This window comes from Aeromicrobium panaciterrae (assembly GCF_039537165.1).
GTDB lineage: Bacteria > Actinomycetota > Actinomycetes > Propionibacteriales > Nocardioidaceae > Aeromicrobium > Aeromicrobium panaciterrae.
Map to the genome: position 1 here is coordinate 1,558,392 of NZ_BAAAZZ010000002.1, position 16,995 is coordinate 1,575,386.

Consider the following 16,995-nt stretch of genomic DNA (forward strand, 5'->3'; position numbering starts at 1 on the left):
ACCGCAAAACTGTAACAGGTTCTAGTATGGCGAGGTGACCTCCATCAAGGCTGATCCCGCCGCCATCGCTGCGGCCACAGACAGGCTTGCGCAGGCCCTGGAGACCCGGGTTCCCTGTGCGGCGGTGCGCGATCTCATCGGTACTGACGACCTGTCGGGTGCCTACGCCGTGCAGCAGGGTCTCGTCCAGAAGCGGTTGGCCGGTGACGTGACGGTCGTCGGCCGCAAGATCGGCGCGACCTCCAAGGCGGTGCAGGACCAGCTCGGCGTCGACCAGCCCGACTTCGGCTACCTCCTCAGCGACATGGACGTCAGCCACGGCACCGACGGCACGCCGATCTCGATGCGTACGCTCCTGCAGCCCCGCGTCGAGGCCGAGGTCGCCTTCCGGTTGAGCCGTGACATCGACGTCCCCGAGGACCAGATCACGATCGACTTCGTCCGCGAGTCCGTCGACGTGGCGATCCCGGCGCTGGAGATCGTCGACTCGCGCATCGAGGGCTGGGACATCACGTTCACCGACACGGTCGCCGACAACGCGTCGAGCGGCCTCTATGTCGTCGGCGACGAAGGACTCACGCTCAGCGAGATCGAGCCGCGCGACGTCGAGATGAGCCTGACGATCAACGACGAGGTGCGCTCGTCCGGCAACGGCGCCGCTTGCCTCGGCGATCCGCTGGAGGCGCTGCGCTGGCTCGCGGTCCAGGCCGCCCGCTTCGGCGACCCGCTGCGTGCGGGACACCTGATCCTGTCCGGGGCCCTCGGGCCCTTCGTACCGTTCGCCGCGGGTGACCGCGTCACGGCTTCCATCAGCGGGTTCGCGCCCCTGACCGTCTCCTTCGAGGAGTAAGAAATATGTCCCGCAAAGTCACGGCGGCCATCGTCGGACCCGGCAACATCGGCACCGATCTGCTCTACAAGCTGCTGCGCAGCGACGTCATCGAACCGCGCTGGATGATCGGCGTCGACGAGTCGTCCGAAGGCCTCAAGCTCGCCCGCGATCGCGGCGTCGAGGCGTCCCATGAGGGTGTCGACTGGCTGCTCAAGCAGGACGAGCTGCCCGAGCTGATCTTCGAGGCGACCTCGGCGTACGTGCACCGTGAGTACGCCCCCCGCTACGCCGAGGCCGGCATCAAGGCGATCGACCTGACGCCCGCCGCCGTCGGTCCTGCCGTGATCCCCCCGGTCAACGGTGAGGAACACATCACCAAGGACAACGTCAACATGATCACGTGCGGCGGCCAGGCCACGATCCCGATGGTCTACGCCGTCTCGCGCGTCGCCCCGGTGCCGTACGCCGAGATCGTCGCCTCGGTCTCCAGCGCCTCCGCCGGACCCGGCACCCGCGCCAACATCGACGAGTTCACCCGTACGACGAGCAACGGCGTGATGACGATCGGCGGTGCGGAGAAGGGCAAGGCGATCATCATCCTCAACCCCGCCGAGCCGCCGATGATCATGCGCGACACCATCTTCTGCGGTGTCAGCGCCGCCGCCGACCGCGATGCGATCGCCGAGTCGGTCTACGACATGGCCAAGGCGGTGCAGGAGTACGTGCCCGGCTACCGCCTGCTGCAGGACCCGCAGTTCGACGACGCCACCGAGGCCACGATGGGCATGACCAAGGTCAGCATCTTCGTCGAGGTCGAGGGCGCTGGCGACTACCTGCCACCGTTTGCCGGCAACCTCGACATCATGACCGCCGCCGCGACGAGAGTCGGCGAGTCGATCGCAAGGGAGATCATCAAATGAGCACTCCAGCACCCGTCTCCAGCGTTGACGCATCCATCGACGCCCTCGCCCGCACCTGGTCGCAGACCGACCCGTCGAGCACGCTCGACCTCCGGCTGACCGACACCTGTCTGCGCGACGGCTCGCACCACAAGCGCCACCAGTTCGTGCCGCAGGAGGTGCGCGACATCGTCGGCGCGCTCGACGAAGCCGGCATCCCGGTCATCGAGGTCACCCACGGTGACGGTCTCGGCGGATCGTCGTTCAACTACGGCTTCTCCAAGACGCCCGAGCAGGAGCTCATCAAGCTCGCCGCCGAGACGGCCAAGAACGCCAAGATCGCCTTCCTCATGCTTCCCGGCGTCGGCACCAAGGACGACATCCGGGCCGCCCAGGACAACGGCGGCCAGATCTGTCGCATCGCCACCCACTGCACCGAGGCCGACACGTCGCAGCAGCACTTCGGCCTCGCCCGCGAGCTCGGCCTGGAGACCGTCGGCTTCTTGATGATGAGCCACACGCAGTCGCCCGAGACGCTCGCCAAGCAGGCCCGCATCATGGTCGATGCCGGCTGCCAGTGCGTCTATGTCGTCGACTCCGCCGGCGCGCTGATCATGGAAGGTGTCGCGGATCGCGTACACGCCCTCGTCGCCGAGATCGGCAACGAGGCCACGATCGGCTTCCACGGTCACGAGAACCTCGGCCTCGGCGTCGCCAACACCGTCGTCGCCGCCCGCGCGGGTGCCACCCAGATCGACGGATCCGTACGCCGCTTCGGCGCCGGTGCCGGCAACACCCCGCTCGAGGCGTTCATCGGCGTCGCCGACAAGCTCGGCTGGAACACCGGTGTCGACTTCCTCCAGATCGTCGACGCGGCCGAAGACGTCGTACGCCCGGCGATGCCGGAGGAGTGCACGCTCAACCGGATGACGCTGATGATGGGCTACGCCGGTGTCTACTCCTCGTTCCTCAAGCACGCTGGCAACGCCGCCGACCGCTACGGCGTCTCTGGTGCGAAGATCCTGCTCGAGGCCGGACAGCGCAAGCTGATCGGCGGCCAGGAGGACCAGCTCATCGACATCGCGCTGATGCTCAAGGCCAAGGACGAAGCCAACGCCTGAGGCGCGATAGAGTTGCCACGTTCGTTGTTCGACCGGCAGGAGGTGAGACCCGTGTACGTACCCACATCGGGCGCTCCCCTGCAGAGCACGGGCTCGCGACTCATCTAGTCGCCGGGAGCGCCTGACACGCATACGTGAAAGGCAATCCCATGAACACTTCTTCTACTGCTCTCGTCCTCGGCGGTGGCGGATCGACCGGCAACGCCTGGTTGATCGGCATCGTCGCCGGACTCTTCGATGTCGGTCTCGACGTCACCTCCGCCGATCTCACGATCGGTACGTCAGCGGGCTCGACCGCCGCTGCTCAGCTCGCCGATGCAACGCCGCCCGAGCTGTTCGCGGCGTCGGTCGCGCCGATCCCGCAGCGGCCCGGGCCGCCGCCCAACCGCCCGGTCAACGACCATCTCGCCCGGCTGCAATCGGTCATCGCGTCGTCCTCGGATGTGGCTGACTGGCGGCGCCGTATGTGCCTCGCCGCGCTCGAGGCCGATGCCGCCTCGGACGGTGCGTGGTCGGAGCAGTGGCGCAGCATCGTCGCGATGCGGCTGCCCGCTGCGCGGTGGCCGGAGCGCCGCGTGATCATCACGGCGGTCGACGCGCGTACGGCCGAACCGGTCTCGTTCGACCGTCACAGCGGTGTCGACATCGTCGATGCGGTGGCGGCGAGCTGTGCCGGGGGCGGGTTGCCGTACCGAATCGGCGACGGCCTCTACATCGACGGCGGCTACCGGGCCAACGCCGAGAACGCCGACCTGGCTGCAGGCTTCGACCGGGTGCTGGTGCTGTCGCCGCTCGGCGGGCGATCGCTGACTCCGCCGGAGTGGGGCACCAATCTCCCGGCGCAGGTCGATGCGCTCCGAGCCGGAGGGAGCCGCGTTGAGGTGGTTGTCCCGCTCGACGGGGACGAGCACCTCTTCGGCGCCAACGCGATGAACGTCGCGCTGCGTCCCGCCGCCGCCCAAGCCGGCTACGACCAGGGATGTGCGCTCGAGCTCAAGGAGTTCTAGTCGCGGCGGAGCTTCTGCTGGAAGTCGCCGTAGGAGATCAACCCTTCGGCGAAGCCGAACGTGCCGTGCTCGAGCATCTCGCGCCCGGCCCGGTCGATCAGGCTGAGCGCCGCCCGTGTCAGCGTCCCGCCGACGCTGATGCGGGCGACGCCGAGGTCTCGCAGCGTCGCTGCGTCGAGGACCGGCTCGACGAGTCCTGCGACCACGTTGACGGGGGCGCCGATCTCAGCGGTGAGTCGGCCGATGTCGCCGGCATCGCTGACGCCCGGGACGAAGATGCAGTCGGCGCCGGCCTCGACATACTGCTCGGCCCGGCGGACGGTCTCGGCGAACGCATCAGGGTGCTTGACCATGTAGGGGTCGGTGCGCGCGTTCAGCACGAACGTCCCCAGGGGTGCGACGCTGCGTGCGGCCTCGACCCTTTCGCGGGCGGCTTCGACGGGGAGCAGCTCGCCCGGCACCTGCGCGTCCTCGAGGTTGCCGCCGACGACGCCGATCTCGACCGCCGCCGCGATGGTGTCGGCGACCTGGTCGGCGGTCTCGCCGTAGCCGGACTCCAGGTCGGCGCTCACGGCACAGTCGACCGCCTCGACGATCGCCGCGATGCAGTCGAGCATCTCGGTGCCGTCCATCCCTCCGTCGGGGACGCCGCGGCTGAACGCGATGCCGGCGCTGGTCGTGGCGAGGGCGGCGAATCCGACCTGCTCGAGCATGCGCGCCGAGCCGGCGTCCCAGGCGTTCGGCAGGATGAACCCGGCACCGTGCTGGTGAAGGGCGAGGAACTCGGTTGCGCTCGTGGCAGCGGACATGGCGTCAGTGTGGCAGGGGATCTGCCTCCCGACGAGGCCGCCGATGGACTTGTTACTAGAACGTGTTCTAGTATTGCGACTGAGACGAAACTCCCAAGGAGCTGCAATGACCCAGGCTGTGCTGGACGGCATCCACGACCTTCTGCCCGCTTTCCGCGAGCGCGCTGACGAGACCGAGCGTCTCCGCCAGGTCCCCGACGCCTCGGTCAAGGAGCTGGAGCAGACCGGATTCTTCCGGATGCTGCAGCCCAAGCGCTTCGACGGCCTCGAGTCCGATCCGATCGACTTCTACACCGCCGTCGCGATGATCGCTTCCGCATGTGGCTCGACCGGCTGGATCTCCTCGGTCCTCGGCGTCCACCCGTGGCAGGTCGGCCTGTTCCACGACGATGCGCAGCAGGCCGTGTGGGGCGCTGACACCAGCACCCGGCTGAGCTCGTCGTACGCCCCCACCGGCAAGGCGACCATCACCGAGGGCGGCTACACGCTCGAGGGTCGCTGGAGCTTCTCGTCCGGCTCGGCGCACGCCAGCTGGGTCCTGCTCGGTGGTCTCGTCTCCAACGACGAGGGCCAGGTCGTCGACTTCAAGACGTTCATGGTTCCGCGTGAGAAGTACGAGATCGTCGACGTCTGGAACGTCGTCGGCCTCGCTGGCACCGGCTCCAACGACATCGTCGTCGCACCCACGTTCATCCCCAACGAGTTCACGCTCTCGATGGGTGACACCGGCCGCTGCTTCGGCCCCGGCCAGGAGCAAAACACCAGCGACCTCTACAAGCTTCCGTTCCACTCGCTGTTCACCACGACCATCACGGCACCCATCGTCGGCATGGCGCGGGGTGCGTACGCCGAGCACGTCGAGCAGCAGCAGCAACGCGTACGTGCCGCCTACCTCGGCGAGAAGGCTTCGTCCGACCCGTTCGCGGCCGTACGCATCGCCCGCGCGTCGAGCGAGATCGACGCCGCGTGGGAGCTCTGCATGGCCAACATCCGCCAGGAGCAGGCGCTCGTCGCCAAGGGTGAGAAGATCCCGATCCCGCTGCGCCTCAAGGTCCGCCGCGACCAGGTGCTCGGCACCCAGCGCGCGATCGACGCGATCGACGTCCTCTTCGAGTCGTCGGGTGGGCGCGCGCTGGCCAACGGCACCTACCTGCAGCGCGCCTGGCGCGATGCGCACGCCGGTCGGGTGCACGCCGCCAACGACCCCGAGCGCGCCCTGCAGATGTTCGGGATGTCGGAGTTCGGTCACAAGGTCGACCCAGGGATGTACTGATGGCTGGCCTCGATCGCGAGTCCACCCGCCGATCTGCGAAGGCCGGCGATCTAACCCTCAACTACTACGAGGCCGGTGAGCCGACCGCGATCGGCGGCGGACTGCCGCTGGTCATGCTGCACGGCGGCGGACCCGGTGCGTCGGCATGGTCCAACTTCGGCTCGGCGCTGCCCGGCTTCGCCGGGGACTTTCGTACGCTGCTCGTCGACCAGCCCGGCTTCGGCCAGAGCGACAAGCCACCGGTCGTGGGCAACTACTTCCGCCACTCCGCCCAGATCATCAAGGACTTCCTCGATGAGCTCGGCATCGACCGCATCCACCTGCTCGGCAACAGCCTTGGTGGCGGTACGGCGGCGCGCTTCGCGCTGATGTTCCCCGAGCGCGTCGGCCGCCTCGTGCTGATGGGGCCCGGGGGTCTCAACCTCAGCCTGTTCCACGCCGACCCGACCGAGGGCGTCAAGCGACTGATGGACTTCGGTGCCACCCCGACTCGCGAGTCGCTGCGCGCGTTCATCTCGACCATGGTCGTCGACCAGTCGCTGGTCACCGACGAGCTCGTCGAAGAACGCTTCGCCGACGCCACGGCGCCCGGCGCGCAGGAGGCCATGCAGGCGATGGGCATGTCGTTCTGGAACCCCGACTCGTACGAGGACGGCCTGGTCTGGCGCGACGCCCACCTGATCAAGCGGCCGACGCTGCTGACGTGGGGCCGCGAGGACCGGGTCAACCCGCTCGACGGCGCGTTCGTCGCGCTCAAGATGATCCCCAAGGCAACGCTGCACGTGTTCCCCAACTGCGGACACTGGGCGCAGATCGAGGCGGCCGACGAGTTCCGCCAGGTCTGCACGGCATACCTCTCCAACCACGTCGAACGACCGAGGAAGGAGCAGTCATGATCGACATCAAGTCCATGGGATATGCCCGGGTCTCCTCCACTGACCTGGATGCCTGGAAGCAGTTCGGCGGCAAGGTGCTGGGCCTCGCCGAGGGTCGTGGCCCCAACCCCGACAACCTCTACTTCCGCATCGACGAGGTCTCGGCCCGACTCGTCGTGTTCCCCGGCGACACCGACCAGCTCGACTGTGTCGGCTGGGAGCTCGCCGACCACGACGCGCTGCAGGCTGCGCGCGAGCACCTGGCCAAGGCCGGCGTCGAGACCACCGAAGGCACGGCCGAGGAGCTCGCGGAGCGCCGGGTCCAGGAGCTCGTACGGTTCGCCGACCCCTTCGGCAACGTCTTCGAGCTGTTCCACGGCATCACGTACGAGTCACGCCCCGTCGTGACCCCGTACGCCGCGACGTTCGTCACCGGCGACCAGGGCATGGGCCACGTCGTCATCCCGGTCGACGACGACGTCGAGGCGCTGAAGTTCTATCGCGACGTGCTCGGCTTCCGGCTGCGCGACTCGATGTCGATGCCGGGCGAGTTCGTCGGCAAGGAGCCCGGCTCCAAGGTCTGGCTCCGGTTTCTCGGCGTCAACCCGCGCCACCACTCGCTGGCCTTCCTGCCGATGCCCAACCCGAGCCGCTGCGTCCACCTCATGCTCGAGGTCGAGAAGCTCGACGACGTCGGCCGCGCCCTCGAGCGGGTCAAGAAGCACAAGGCACCGTTGTCGGCGACGCTCGGCCGTCACATGAACGACGAGATGGTGTCGTTCTACGTGAAGTCGCCGGGTGGTTTCGACATCGAGTTCGGCTGCGAGGGCCTCACGGTCAGCGACGAGCGCTGGGTCGCCCGCGAGTCGACGGCTGTCTCGTACTGGGGCCACGCGTTCGGGCAGTCCGGCTAGGCCTGACACAGTGGGATCCGTGACTGACGCAGAACTCCCTGACGGCATCAGTGCCGATGCCGCCACGTCCTGGCCGTCCCGTGAGCTGATCGACTCCTATCTCGGCGGCGAGCACGAGCTCTTCTCGTGGCGCCCGGGTGAGGTCGTCGAGATCGACGGCGAGGCGGCGCAGGCTGCTGCCCGCCAGTACCGCGACGTCCTCGGCCAGTACGCCAGCGGCGTCACGGTCATCACCACGATGCAGGGTGGCAAGCCGGTCGGCATGACCTGCCAATCGTTCACCAGCGTCTCGCTCGACCCGCCTCTGGTCGCGTTCCTGCCGCAGAAGACGTCACGCGCATTTGCGGCGATCCGGCAGACTCGCCGGTTCTGCGTCAACATGCTCGCCGCCGACCAGACGGAGATCTCCAATGTCTTTGCGTCGCGGGCTGATGACAAGTTCGCGGGACTCGCCTGGGACCTCACGGCCAACGGCACTCCTCGGCTCGAGGGCACGGTCGGCTGGGTCGACTGCGTCGTCCAGGACGTCCACGAAGCCGGTGACCACTACCTCGTGATCGGCAAGGTCGAAGAGCTCGGCCAGGGCGAGGCCGACAAGCCACTGCTGTTCCACCAGGGCCGCTACCGCACCGCCGAGTGAGTTCTGGCTGCGCCACACGAATACCTTGTCGCCATATGACGACAAATGTTACTGTCGCCATATGGCGACAACGATCCAGGCGTCTCGACCTGACGACATCGGCCCGGCGCTTCGCGAGGCACGGCTGGCTGACGGTCTGACGCAGGCTGCGTTGGCCGAGCTCGCCAACGTCGGCCGCCAGTGGCTCAACTCGTTCGAGATGGGGGAGAAGGTCTCTGCTCCGCTTGACATGGTCATGCGCGTGATTGCGGCGCTCGATGTCGCCGTCGTCCTCACGCGGCCGTCGCTGCCCGCGAACAGGGCGATCCCGGAGGGCGCGGAAGCCTTCGACCTCGACGAGCACTTGAGCGAGTACGACCGATGAGCGCGGCCATCCCGCTGTCTGACGAGCACACCCTGTACGTGGTGATGAACGGTCGCGTCGTCGGCGACATCAACCGGATCGGCAAGAACAGGGCACGACTGCGCTACGAAGATGCAGCCGCAGCCGACTTCACACCGCTCTCTGTCTCGATGCCGGGGCCGACCGGTCGCTACCGCGAGACCGTCCTTGTTCCGTGGGTTGAGGCGCTGCTGCCAGACCGTCCGGAGACCCTGCGCCAGTGGCGTCGTCGCTTCGGCGTCATCGAGCCGGGCCCGTTGGCCCTCATGCCGTACGTCGGCGAAGACGTCGCGGGCGCGGCCCAGTTCGTCCGGCCCAGCAGGCTCGATGCCGTACTGAATCGGACCGGCGAAGCGCGGGGACTCACCGATGATGACGTGGCCGAGATGTTGCGCCGGGCGAAGGCTGACCTGCCGGTGTCACTGGACGAGTCGCACACCGGAAAGTTCTCGCTGGCTGGCGCCCAAGCCAAGATCGCTCTGTATCGGACTGACCATGGCTGGACGGACCCGCATGATGCCATCCCCTCGACGCACATCATCAAACCCGCTATCCCGGGCATGGAGGATCAGGATCTGGTCGAGCACGTCACGATGCGTACCGCCGCGGCCCTTGGGCTTCGTGTTGCCCGCACATCGATCGAGCAGTTCGGTGACACCCGGGCCGTCGTCGTCCAGCGCTTCGACCGGATTCAGTCGGCCACTGGCACGTGGAGCCGTCTGCACCAGGAAGACATGTGCCAGGCGCTCGGTGTCAGGCCCTCGCGGAAATACGAGTCGCAGGGCGGGCCTGGCGCAGCCGTGGTCGCGCAGCTCATCAACGAGCACAGCACCGCGCGAGACGTTGGGGACAACCAGCGCTTCGTCCAGGCGCTCATCTACAACTGGCTGGTGTGCGGCACCGACGCACATGCGCGCAACTACTCGTTGATGTTGAGCGGCTCGAACGTCGCGCTCGCTCCCCTTTACGACCTGAACAGCCACCTGGCCTACTCCGACGGGACCGGCAACGATCTGTCGATGTCGGTTGCAGGTACGTTCCGTGCTGCATCCGTGAAAGCGGCAGACTGGACGCGAGAAGCCGATGAACTGTTCGTTGATCCCGATTGGCTTCGAGGCGAAGCGGCCCGGCAGACCGAGCAGATCCGCGATGCCCTCGGCGACGTAACCAAGGGTGACGACGTCGCCACGTACAAGAGCCCAGCAGTGAGGCGGCTCGTCGAAAACGCGAACCTGTGGGTCAAACAGCGAGCAAAAGCGGCGGATTGACTCAGTGGGCGCTCGCCATCCCGTCGAGTGGTAGCTGAGCTGTTCGGTCAACGAGTTGACGATCACGGGGCGCCATGTTGGGTTCCCGTCACGTTCAGTCCCCGAACAGAGCGACCAATCGCTCGAGCTGAACCAGGCGCACTTCTGACGCCCCCGCCAGCTCGACGACTTCAGCTCTTCCGGTCAGGTCCGGGTCGTCGGCGAGTTCGAGAAGCGCCTCGTCCATTGCTGTGCGCAGATCGGGGTCTTCGTCAGCAGGAACGTCGATGCGGTCGGTGGAGTTGAGGGGAAGCAGAACAACCAAGTCGACATTCTTCATGGCCTCGACACACAGGTCAGTTCCCTGACGGAAATGCTCGCGCGACGGCGTCGGGCGCTCTAGTCGTTCAAGTGCATCCAGGTAGGCAAGGAAGTCCAACGGGCCGCGCTCGGCGATAACCAACCCAACGTGGGGTTCGAGGATCCGGGCCGCTGCAATCTCCAACTGCTGGTAAAAGATGCCAGCACCCTGGTCGGTCTGGTATTGGTCGAGCACCTCGAACGGATCCGGCAGAACGCGCGCCTGCGGCTGCGCCGTTGCGAACGCATCGATCAGCGAAGTCTTCCCGCAAGCGTGCGTTCCGGAAACCACGATGATCATGGGCGGATTCTACGAAACTGTCGGAACAAACCCCGCCGTGATCGCGGCGGTAGGACGCGTTGAGTGCTCTCGATATCGATCGGATCGATTGCGTCGGCTTCTGGCGATGTTTCCTGAGTCAGATCAACGAGACGATGGCTTCCCAGAGATGACCGTCGGGGTCGGTGAACGTACCGGTGTAGCCCCAGGACTTCTGCTCAGGTCCTGACACGACCTGACCGCCTGCAGCATCGACACGCCCGACCAGCTCGTCGACCTCACTGACAGCGTCCACCTGCAGGCTGACCAGGCACTCCGACGTCCCGGACTCGGCGGTGGGGCGCCCTGCCGTGACCCAGCCGAATCCCCCGGTCGGGATGTACATCAGCGCGGTCTGCTCATTGAGCTGCACCCGCAGCGGCTCGGGGACACCGTCGTCGGCCAGCTCGCCGGGCGTCTCGAAGCCAAGTGCCCGTGCGAAGGCGAAGGCGCGGGAACGGTCGGCGGTGGGAAGGGCGATGACGGTGTTGTACGACGGCACGCCCACGAGGCTAACTGGCGTCACCGACGCTGGAGAACCCCCAGCGGACGTCGGCTCCCAGGGCGAGGTTGAAGCCGGCGCCGTTGCGTGCCAGACCCATCAGCAGGATGCTGGCCCATTCAAGGACGTAGGTCATTTCGAGCCCTCCTGTGTCGAGGGGCCGCATGTCCACGGTCCGGAGGAACGCCGCGAAGCGCGCCTTCGCCTCGGCGTCTTCGCCGGCGAAGAACACGTCAACGGGCTTGTCGTCAGCGAGGACGTCACGGAAGAGCATGTTGAATGCCTTGACGACGTGTGCGTCCTCGGGGGCGGCCGCGGCGATCTGCTGGGACACCGAGTTGCCCTCAGTTGTCGCGAGTCCGCTGGCGTCGGCGTTGAACGGGTTGGTGATGTCGACAAGGGTCTTGCCTGCCAGCGCCTCGCCGAAGTACGTGACCACGTCAACCGCGTCGGCGTACAGGACCGACAGGATGACGATGTCACCCGCCGGCTGTGCGCCGTACGTGCCGGCGGTGGCTCCGTTGCCGATCTGGTCGACGAGTCTCTGGGCCTTGGCGGTGTTCCGGCTGATGATCTCGACGGTGTGGCCGTGCTTGGCCGCCCGGGTTCCGATGGCGCTGGCCATGTTGCCCGAGCCGATGATGCTGAGGGTGGGTGTAGCCATGATGTGTCTCCTCCGTGAAGTCTTGCGTTGACATCGATATAACCGGAGGGGGGCCTCGGTTTATTCCGGAGGGGTGCCTCAGGTTGGTAGAATGGGGAAATGAGTACGAGCGACGTTGATCAGGTGCGTCGGCCCTTGCGCCGGGATGCGCGGGAGAGTCGCGACAAGCTCATCGCCGCGGCGCAGCGCGAGTTCGCCGCGCGCGGCGTGGACGCGTCGTTGGAGAAGATCGCGCGCGACGCAGGCGTGTCCATCGGCACCTTGTATCGCCACTTCCCGACCCGCTTGGACCTGCTCATGGCTGCCTTCAAGCCTCGGCTCGAGGAGTTCCTCAGTGGGGCGGTCAAGGCTCTGGAGATCGACGATCCGTGGGATGGGTTCGTTGCCTACTTGGAGAACCTGTTCAGCGTGCAGGCGGGCGACCGAGGCTTCAACGATTTTCTTTCCCGCCGCTTCACCGACAGCGCCGAGACTGAGCGCATCCACGACCAGATGTGCCAGCACATCGAGGACGTTCTCGCCCGAGCCCAGGCAGCCGGCGAGGTTCGCTCCGACATCACCCAGGCCGACATCGTCAACCTCATCTGGTCCAGCGGCCGGATGATCGATGCGACCAGCATCGCCGCGCCCAACGCCTGGCGCCGCCACCTCTACCTCATGCTCGACGCCTATCGGGCTGAGCGGGCGCATCCGATCCCCGAGCCGCCGATGACGGACCAGCAGCTCTATGACGCCATGGTCCATCTCAGCGAAGCGAGGTAGACCACAGGCCCGTCTCGGGCCCTTGACGATTGCTCGCACCCATTCATACAATCATCCAGACTTTGTATGATTGATCTGAGGGGTCCGGCATGAGGTTTGGGCAGACGGCAGTGGTTCTCGGCGGCAGCATGGCGGGTCTCTCCGCCGTGGGTGCGCTGGCCTCGCACTTCGACGAGGTGCTGGTCCTCGAGCGCGACGAGCTGCCGATCGAGGCAGAGCACCGTCGCGGCGTACCCCAGAGCAAGCACCCGCACTTCCTGCTCAACTCGGGTCGGCGGGCGATCGGGGAGCTGTTTCCTGGCTTCGAGGACGACCTGATCGCGGCCGGCGGCATGCCGCTGATCGCGTCGATGGACACCGCGCACATGACCGATGTCGGCTGGTCGCCGCGCAAGCGTGGAGCGCTCGACATGGTCTACGGCTCGCGGCTTCTGATCGAGCGAGTCCTGCGCGACCGCGTACGCGCACTGCCGAACGTGACGATCCGCGAGGGCGTGACGGTCACCGGGATCAACATCGACGAATCGGGCCGCGTGACCGGTGTGAAGTTCAGTGGTGAGGAGGTCGACGCCGACCTCGTCGTGGACGCGCTCGGTCGTGGCTCGAAGGTGTCGGACTGGCTCGTGGCTGCGGGGCAGCCCGAGGTGCCGGTCATCACCCTTGATGCCAAGGTCACGTACGTCTCGCAGTGGTACGACCTGCCGTCAGCCGAGGAGCGCGCCGACACCTGGTGGTGGAAGCACATGGTGATCATGCCGACAGAGAAGAAGGGCGAGCACCCCAAGGAGCACGAGTACCTCTCCAACTTCTTCCCGATCGAGGGCAACCGCTCGATCGCATGCATGGGGTCGTGGGGGCTGGAGATGCCCAAGAACGAGGAGGAGTTCGTCGAGTCCGCCGGCAATCTGCAGACCCCGAAGTTCCTCGCCGCGATGGCGGCCTCGACGCCGACGTCCGAGGTGCACCTGACGAAGTCGACCGGCAACAAGTGGCGCCGCTACGACAAGCTGCTCGTCGCACCGCAGGGCATCGTCTTCGTCGGCGACTCGATCTGCGCCTTCAACCCGTTCTATGCCCAGGGCATCAGCTCTGCGGCACTCTCGGCCGTGCTCCTCCGCGACACACTGCAGCGGGCCACCGCACTGGATCCTGCATTCCACAAGCGTTACCTCGCCGATCAGGCCAAGGTGCTCAAGGGGCCATGGAGCATGGCGATGGCTCGCGACCGTGGCTACGACTGCGCCACCGGAACGGAGACGATCCCATCGTGGCAGCGCCGGATCCTCAGATCGGTGGGTGCCTCGATGTTCAACGCCATCACCGGCGCATCGCGCGAGGACCAGGTCGTCGATGAGCACTTCGCTCGTGTCTTCAACCTCGACGAGTCGGTCGGGACGATGATGCGCAGCCCCCGGGTGCTCTTCGGGCTGGCCCGGTTCAAGGTCAAGGACGTCTTCGGCCGGCACAAGATCCCGTTCGGCTTCGACCCACAGCTCGACCCACCCGGCCGGGACTGGTCAGCTGAGGCCGGCACCGCCCTGCCCGAGCTCGAGGCCTCGCGATGAACACGGACGCGACATGTGAGAAGGCCGCCGAGGCGGTCACCCAGAAGCTCGGCTTCGACTGCCACGACGTCAGCCCGGTCGTCTCATTCCACAACCCGTTCGACCTGGCCAGCTGGACCATGCCAGTGCTGGAGCTGCTGGTCATCGCCGGCGCGATCTTCGCGTTCGTCCACGCACTCCGCCGGTTCCGCGCGGGCGATCCGATCAACCTGGCGTTCTGGTTCGCGCCGCTGGTCTACCTGTTCGTCACCGAGCCGCCGCTCTACTTCCCGGAGTGGTTCGGCCTCGACAAGCAGTTCGGCTTCATCTTCGCGCACAACATCTTCACGGTGCAGTTCATGTGGGACCGCCTCCCGCTCTACATCATCGCGATCTACCCCGCACTGGCCCAGCTCGCGTACGAGACCGTGCGCGTCATGGGCGTCTTCAAGCGGAGCGCGCTGCTCGGCTCGTTCGCGGTGGCGTTCGTGTGCCAGGTGTTCTACGAGATCTTCGACCAGCTTGGCCCACAGCTGCAGTGGTGGGCGTGGAACGACGCCAACCAGGACGTGAACCATCCGTCGCTCGCCTCGGTGCCGATGAACAGCATGGTGCTGTTCGCCTCGGTCTCGTTCGGCGTCATGACGTTCTTGATCGTGAAGCTCGTCGGCCCTTCGACGGGCTCAGGGACCGGGGGGAGGCGCGGCTGGTCGCTGGTCTGGCGCATCGCGCTCGCGGGTGTGCTCGCACCTCCGGCCATGAGCCTGTTCGGCATCCCGTCGAGCATCTTCGGCGGTGACACCCCCAACGTCACGGCGCAGGCGTGGGTCCTCGGCATCGAGCTCGGACTCATCTGGATCGCCGGGACGTGGATCCTGGTCACGCAGCTGCGCAGCCACGAGGGTGAGCCGATGACGCCGTTCGCCCGGATCTACCCGGCCTCCTGGATCGTGGTGTTCGCCGGGCTGTGGCTCACCTCGCTGCCGGCGTACGTCGACGCCGAGGACGGCATCACCAGCGACGGCACCCCGATCGGCAGCGGTCTCTACACGATCCTCTGCTTCGTCGGTGCCGCCGCAATCCTGTACGTCCTCCACACCGGCCGGAAGGTCCGGGCAGACGCCCTGACAGGCTGATCCCGTGGGACATCACGGTTGGCAGGGCAATCCGCCGCACACCGAGGACGATGCGCGGCAGCGGATCATCGCTGCCACGCGTGCGTGCGTGGAGAAGTTCGGCGCCGCGCGTACGACCGTGTCGGTCGTCGCGACCGAGCTCGGCGTCACCCGCCAGACCGTCTACCGCTACTACCCGAGCCACGCCGAGCTGCTGGAAGCCGTGGCGCAGGCCGGGCTCGCCGACTTCGTACAACGGATGACTGCACACCTCGCGACGTTCGACTCTGCCGCCGACGTGGCTGTCGAGGCGGTCGTGTTCGCGATCGAGGAGATCCCCAGCGAAGCCAGCATCGGACTGCTCCTCCAAGCCGGTGAGACCGAGGTGTTCAGCCGCGACGTCACGACCACGATGTCGTTCTCGATCGGCGCCGACATCCTGCGCAGCCTCCCGGTGAACTGGACCGAGATCGGCGTCAAGGACGACGAGCTCGAGAGCCTCGCCGAGATGCTGATGCGGCTGTTCGTGTCGTTCCTGCAGTACCCGGCCGATCCACCTCACTCGACCGACGACATCCGGTCTCTGGTGAGGCGCTGGCTCGGACCAGCCCTGCATGCTCAAGGAACGCGATGACAGCTGAGGACGAGGTGCGGGCGGTCTCCGCCGCGTGGGACGAGGCGATCACGAGCAATGATGCGGACCTGATCGCGAGCTTCATGACTGACGACTGGGTCTATGTCGGTCCGCAGGGCCCAACTCCCAAGGAGGACCTGGTCGGGTGGATCGCGTCGGGCCGGCTGGCGCACTTCACCATGAAGCCGATCGGTGATGACCGCATCCTGCAGCTCAGCGGAGTCGTGGTCTTCACCGCGCGCAAGGCCAGCACGGGACGGTGGGACGGAGCGCCCTACGAGGCCGACGAGTGGATCTCCGAGGTGTACGTACCGCAGGGCGATGGCCGGTGGCTGTGCGCATTGAGCCACAAGGTCCCAGCGGAGACCTGAAACCCGTCCGTACGCTGTCGGGATGACTGAGTTCGCGGTTGCGCTCGTACCGACATCGCACGGTGACGCGCGCGTGCATGTCGCTCACCCTTCCGGCGATCCCGTCGGGCTGCTGATGCTCGGCCATGGTGCGGGCGGCGGTGTCACGGCGCACAATGGGGGTCCCCCCGCCAAGAGGGGCGTAGCCGGTGGGGGACTCGGGCTCGCGACTGAGGAGGCGCTGCGGTTGGGCTTCACGGTTGTTCTCGTCGAGCAGCCGTACCGAGTCGCGGGGCGCAAGGCGCCGGCACCGCCTGCGCAGGTCGACGCTGCGTGGAGCTCGGTCGTGTCGCAGGTACGCATCGGTGGCCTCGCCGACGTGCCGCTGATCGTCGGCGGCCGATCGTTCGGTGGCCGAGTCGCGTGCCGTACGTCCGACGCCGTGGGCGCTTCCGGCGTGCTCTGCCTGGCGTTCCCGCTGCATCCTCCGGGTCGTCCAGAGAAGTCTCGGCTCGCCGAGCTCACCGCCGTGACGGTGCCGACCCTGGTTGTCCAGGGCAGCAACGATCCGTTCGGCGTCCCGGACCCCAAGACGCTCCAGGACGGTGTCACCCTCGTCGTGGTGACCGGCGACCACTCGTTGAAGAAGGAAGCGCCAGCCATCCGTACGGCGATCTCCACCTGGCTGACCGATCTGATCCCCGGTGCCTGACGCTCTCACAAGCGCGGTCGTGCACCGCCCGGTC

At 66.9% G+C, this 16,995-nt stretch carries 20 protein-coding genes; 16 read left to right on the top strand and 4 right to left on the bottom strand.

The genetic code is table 11. The annotated features are described in order from the left end of the window. Positions 1-34: 34 nt before the first annotated feature. The 4 genes from ABD683_RS08495 to ABD683_RS08510 all read left to right on the top strand — a co-directional run bounded on the left by ABD683_RS08495 (position 35) and on the right by ABD683_RS08510 (position 3,859). Positions 35-850, top strand: coding sequence for a 2-keto-4-pentenoate hydratase (locus ABD683_RS08495; protein WP_344769032.1), 816 nt, complete (start codon positions 35-37; stop codon positions 848-850). A 5-nt stretch (positions 851-855) separates the two neighbouring features. Further along, positions 856-1,752, top strand: a complete 897-nt coding sequence (locus tag ABD683_RS08500; RefSeq protein WP_344769033.1) for an acetaldehyde dehydrogenase (acetylating) — start codon at positions 856-858, stop codon at positions 1,750-1,752. Then, positions 1,749-2,852, top strand: coding sequence for a 4-hydroxy-2-oxovalerate aldolase (gene dmpG / locus ABD683_RS08505; protein WP_344769035.1), 1,104 nt, complete (start codon positions 1,749-1,751; stop codon positions 2,850-2,852). Before ABD683_RS08500 ends, dmpG begins: the two co-directional genes overlap by 4 nt. Positions 2,853-3,001: 149 nt before the next feature. After that, a complete protein-coding gene (locus ABD683_RS08510) occupies positions 3,002-3,859 on the top strand; it encodes a patatin-like phospholipase family protein (protein WP_344769037.1) in 858 nt (285 codons plus the stop codon). On the opposite strand, the gene ABD683_RS08515 is transcribed toward ABD683_RS08510, so the two are convergent. Then, a complete protein-coding gene (locus ABD683_RS08515; protein WP_344769039.1) occupies positions 3,856-4,668 on the bottom strand; it encodes an isocitrate lyase/PEP mutase family protein in 813 nt (270 codons plus the stop codon). The two genes, ABD683_RS08510 and ABD683_RS08515, sit on opposite strands and share 4 nt — an antisense overlap. A 106-nt stretch (positions 4,669-4,774) precedes the next feature. Between ABD683_RS08515 and hsaA the strand changes: the two genes are divergently transcribed. From hsaA to ABD683_RS08545, 6 genes are all read left to right on the top strand, one after another. Next, complete coding sequence (gene hsaA / locus ABD683_RS08520) at positions 4,775-5,941, top strand: 3-hydroxy-9,10-secoandrosta-1,3,5(10)-triene-9,17-dione monooxygenase oxygenase subunit (RefSeq protein WP_344769040.1); 1,167 nt, start codon at positions 4,775-4,777, stop codon at positions 5,939-5,941. Beyond that, positions 5,941-6,837: a 4,5:9,10-diseco-3-hydroxy-5,9,17-trioxoandrosta-1(10),2-diene-4-oate hydrolase gene (gene hsaD / locus ABD683_RS08525; protein WP_344769041.1), complete on the top strand. Its 897-nt coding sequence runs from the start codon at positions 5,941-5,943 to the stop codon at positions 6,835-6,837. The genes hsaA and hsaD overlap by 1 nt, the downstream gene beginning before the upstream one ends. Continuing rightward, positions 6,834-7,730, top strand: coding sequence for an iron-dependent extradiol dioxygenase HsaC (hsaC, locus tag ABD683_RS08530; protein WP_344769042.1), 897 nt, complete (start codon positions 6,834-6,836; stop codon positions 7,728-7,730). The genes hsaD and hsaC overlap by 4 nt, the downstream gene beginning before the upstream one ends. 19 nt (positions 7,731-7,749) lie before the next feature. Next, the gene (locus ABD683_RS08535) at positions 7,750-8,370 is read left to right on the top strand and encodes a flavin reductase family protein (RefSeq protein ID WP_344769043.1); all 621 of its coding nucleotides are present in this window, start codon (positions 7,750-7,752) and stop codon (positions 8,368-8,370) included. A gap of 61 nt (positions 8,371-8,431) precedes the next feature. Further along, the gene (locus ABD683_RS08540; RefSeq protein ID WP_344769044.1) at positions 8,432-8,734 is read left to right on the top strand and encodes a helix-turn-helix domain-containing protein; all 303 of its coding nucleotides are present in this window, start codon (positions 8,432-8,434) and stop codon (positions 8,732-8,734) included. Beyond that, positions 8,731-10,020: a type II toxin-antitoxin system HipA family toxin gene (locus ABD683_RS08545; protein WP_344769045.1), complete on the top strand. Its 1,290-nt coding sequence runs from the start codon at positions 8,731-8,733 to the stop codon at positions 10,018-10,020. The genes ABD683_RS08540 and ABD683_RS08545 overlap by 4 nt, the downstream gene beginning before the upstream one ends. Before the next feature lie 94 nt (positions 10,021-10,114). On the opposite strand, the gene ABD683_RS08550 is transcribed toward ABD683_RS08545, so the two are convergent. The 3 genes from ABD683_RS08550 to ABD683_RS08560 form a co-directional block, all read right to left on the bottom strand. Then, positions 10,115-10,660, bottom strand: coding sequence for an AAA family ATPase (locus ABD683_RS08550; protein WP_344769047.1), 546 nt, complete (start codon positions 10,658-10,660; stop codon positions 10,115-10,117). A gap of 118 nt (positions 10,661-10,778) precedes the next feature. After that, entirely contained in the window at positions 10,779-11,180 is a 402-nt protein-coding gene (locus ABD683_RS08555) for a VOC family protein (RefSeq protein ID WP_344769049.1), read from the bottom strand. Positions 11,181-11,190: 10 nt separating this feature from the next. Next, positions 11,191-11,844 (bottom strand): NADPH-dependent F420 reductase, encoded by a 654-nt coding sequence (locus ABD683_RS08560; RefSeq protein WP_344769051.1) that lies wholly within the window; start codon positions 11,842-11,844, stop codon positions 11,191-11,193. Between the two features lie 99 nt (positions 11,845-11,943). Here ABD683_RS08560 and ABD683_RS08565 point away from each other — a divergent pair, with 99 nt between their 5' ends. The 6 genes from ABD683_RS08565 to ABD683_RS08590 all read left to right on the top strand — a co-directional run bounded on the left by ABD683_RS08565 (position 11,944) and on the right by ABD683_RS08590 (position 16,961). Next, complete coding sequence (locus ABD683_RS08565) at positions 11,944-12,606, top strand: TetR/AcrR family transcriptional regulator (RefSeq protein WP_344769053.1); 663 nt, start codon at positions 11,944-11,946, stop codon at positions 12,604-12,606. Between the two features lie 89 nt (positions 12,607-12,695). After that, positions 12,696-14,171 (top strand): FAD-dependent oxidoreductase, encoded by a 1,476-nt coding sequence (locus tag ABD683_RS08570; protein WP_344769055.1) that lies wholly within the window; start codon positions 12,696-12,698, stop codon positions 14,169-14,171. Beyond that, positions 14,168-15,286 (top strand): hypothetical protein, encoded by a 1,119-nt coding sequence (locus tag ABD683_RS08575; RefSeq protein ID WP_344769057.1) that lies wholly within the window; start codon positions 14,168-14,170, stop codon positions 15,284-15,286. The genes ABD683_RS08570 and ABD683_RS08575 overlap by 4 nt, the downstream gene beginning before the upstream one ends. A gap of 4 nt (positions 15,287-15,290) precedes the next feature. Then, entirely contained in the window at positions 15,291-15,899 is a 609-nt protein-coding gene (locus ABD683_RS08580; protein WP_344769059.1) for a TetR family transcriptional regulator, read from the top strand. Next, on the top strand, positions 15,896-16,270 hold the full coding sequence (locus ABD683_RS08585) for a YybH family protein (RefSeq protein ID WP_344769061.1): 375 nt from the start codon (positions 15,896-15,898) through the stop codon (positions 16,268-16,270). The genes ABD683_RS08580 and ABD683_RS08585 overlap by 4 nt, the downstream gene beginning before the upstream one ends. 22 nt (positions 16,271-16,292) lie before the next feature. Beyond that, positions 16,293-16,961, top strand: coding sequence for an alpha/beta hydrolase family protein (locus ABD683_RS08590; protein WP_344769063.1), 669 nt, complete (start codon positions 16,293-16,295; stop codon positions 16,959-16,961). Positions 16,962-16,995 lie beyond the last annotated feature (34 nt).

Excerpts from the sequence above, each read along its gene's own strand:
- ABD683_RS08500 (WP_344769033.1), top strand. The coding sequence starts at position 856 with ATGTCCCGCAAAGTCACGGCGGCCATCGTCGGACCCGGCAACATCGGC.
- dmpG (WP_344769035.1), top strand. The coding sequence starts at position 1,749 with ATGAGCACTCCAGCACCCGTCTCCAGCGTTGACGCATCCATCGACGCC.
- ABD683_RS08510 (WP_344769037.1), top strand. The coding sequence starts at position 3,002 with ATGAACACTTCTTCTACTGCTCTCGTCCTCGGCGGTGGCGGATCGACC.
- ABD683_RS08515 (WP_344769039.1), bottom strand. The coding sequence starts at position 4,668 with ATGTCCGCTGCCACGAGCGCAACCGAGTTCCTCGCCCTTCACCAGCAC.
- hsaA (WP_344769040.1), top strand. The coding sequence starts at position 4,775 with ATGACCCAGGCTGTGCTGGACGGCATCCACGACCTTCTGCCCGCTTTC.
- hsaD (WP_344769041.1), top strand. The coding sequence starts at position 5,941 with ATGGCTGGCCTCGATCGCGAGTCCACCCGCCGATCTGCGAAGGCCGGC.
- hsaC (WP_344769042.1), top strand. The coding sequence starts at position 6,834 with ATGATCGACATCAAGTCCATGGGATATGCCCGGGTCTCCTCCACTGAC.
- ABD683_RS08540 (WP_344769044.1), top strand. The coding sequence starts at position 8,432 with ATGGCGACAACGATCCAGGCGTCTCGACCTGACGACATCGGCCCGGCG.
- ABD683_RS08545 (WP_344769045.1), top strand. The coding sequence starts at position 8,731 with ATGAGCGCGGCCATCCCGCTGTCTGACGAGCACACCCTGTACGTGGTG.
- ABD683_RS08550 (WP_344769047.1), bottom strand. The coding sequence starts at position 10,660 with ATGATCATCGTGGTTTCCGGAACGCACGCTTGCGGGAAGACTTCGCTG.
- ABD683_RS08560 (WP_344769051.1), bottom strand. The coding sequence starts at position 11,844 with ATGGCTACACCCACCCTCAGCATCATCGGCTCGGGCAACATGGCCAGC.
- ABD683_RS08565 (WP_344769053.1), top strand. The coding sequence starts at position 11,944 with ATGAGTACGAGCGACGTTGATCAGGTGCGTCGGCCCTTGCGCCGGGAT.
- ABD683_RS08570 (WP_344769055.1), top strand. The coding sequence starts at position 12,696 with ATGAGGTTTGGGCAGACGGCAGTGGTTCTCGGCGGCAGCATGGCGGGT.
- ABD683_RS08575 (WP_344769057.1), top strand. The coding sequence starts at position 14,168 with ATGAACACGGACGCGACATGTGAGAAGGCCGCCGAGGCGGTCACCCAG.
- ABD683_RS08585 (WP_344769061.1), top strand. The coding sequence starts at position 15,896 with ATGACAGCTGAGGACGAGGTGCGGGCGGTCTCCGCCGCGTGGGACGAG.
- ABD683_RS08590 (WP_344769063.1), top strand. The coding sequence starts at position 16,293 with ATGACTGAGTTCGCGGTTGCGCTCGTACCGACATCGCACGGTGACGCG.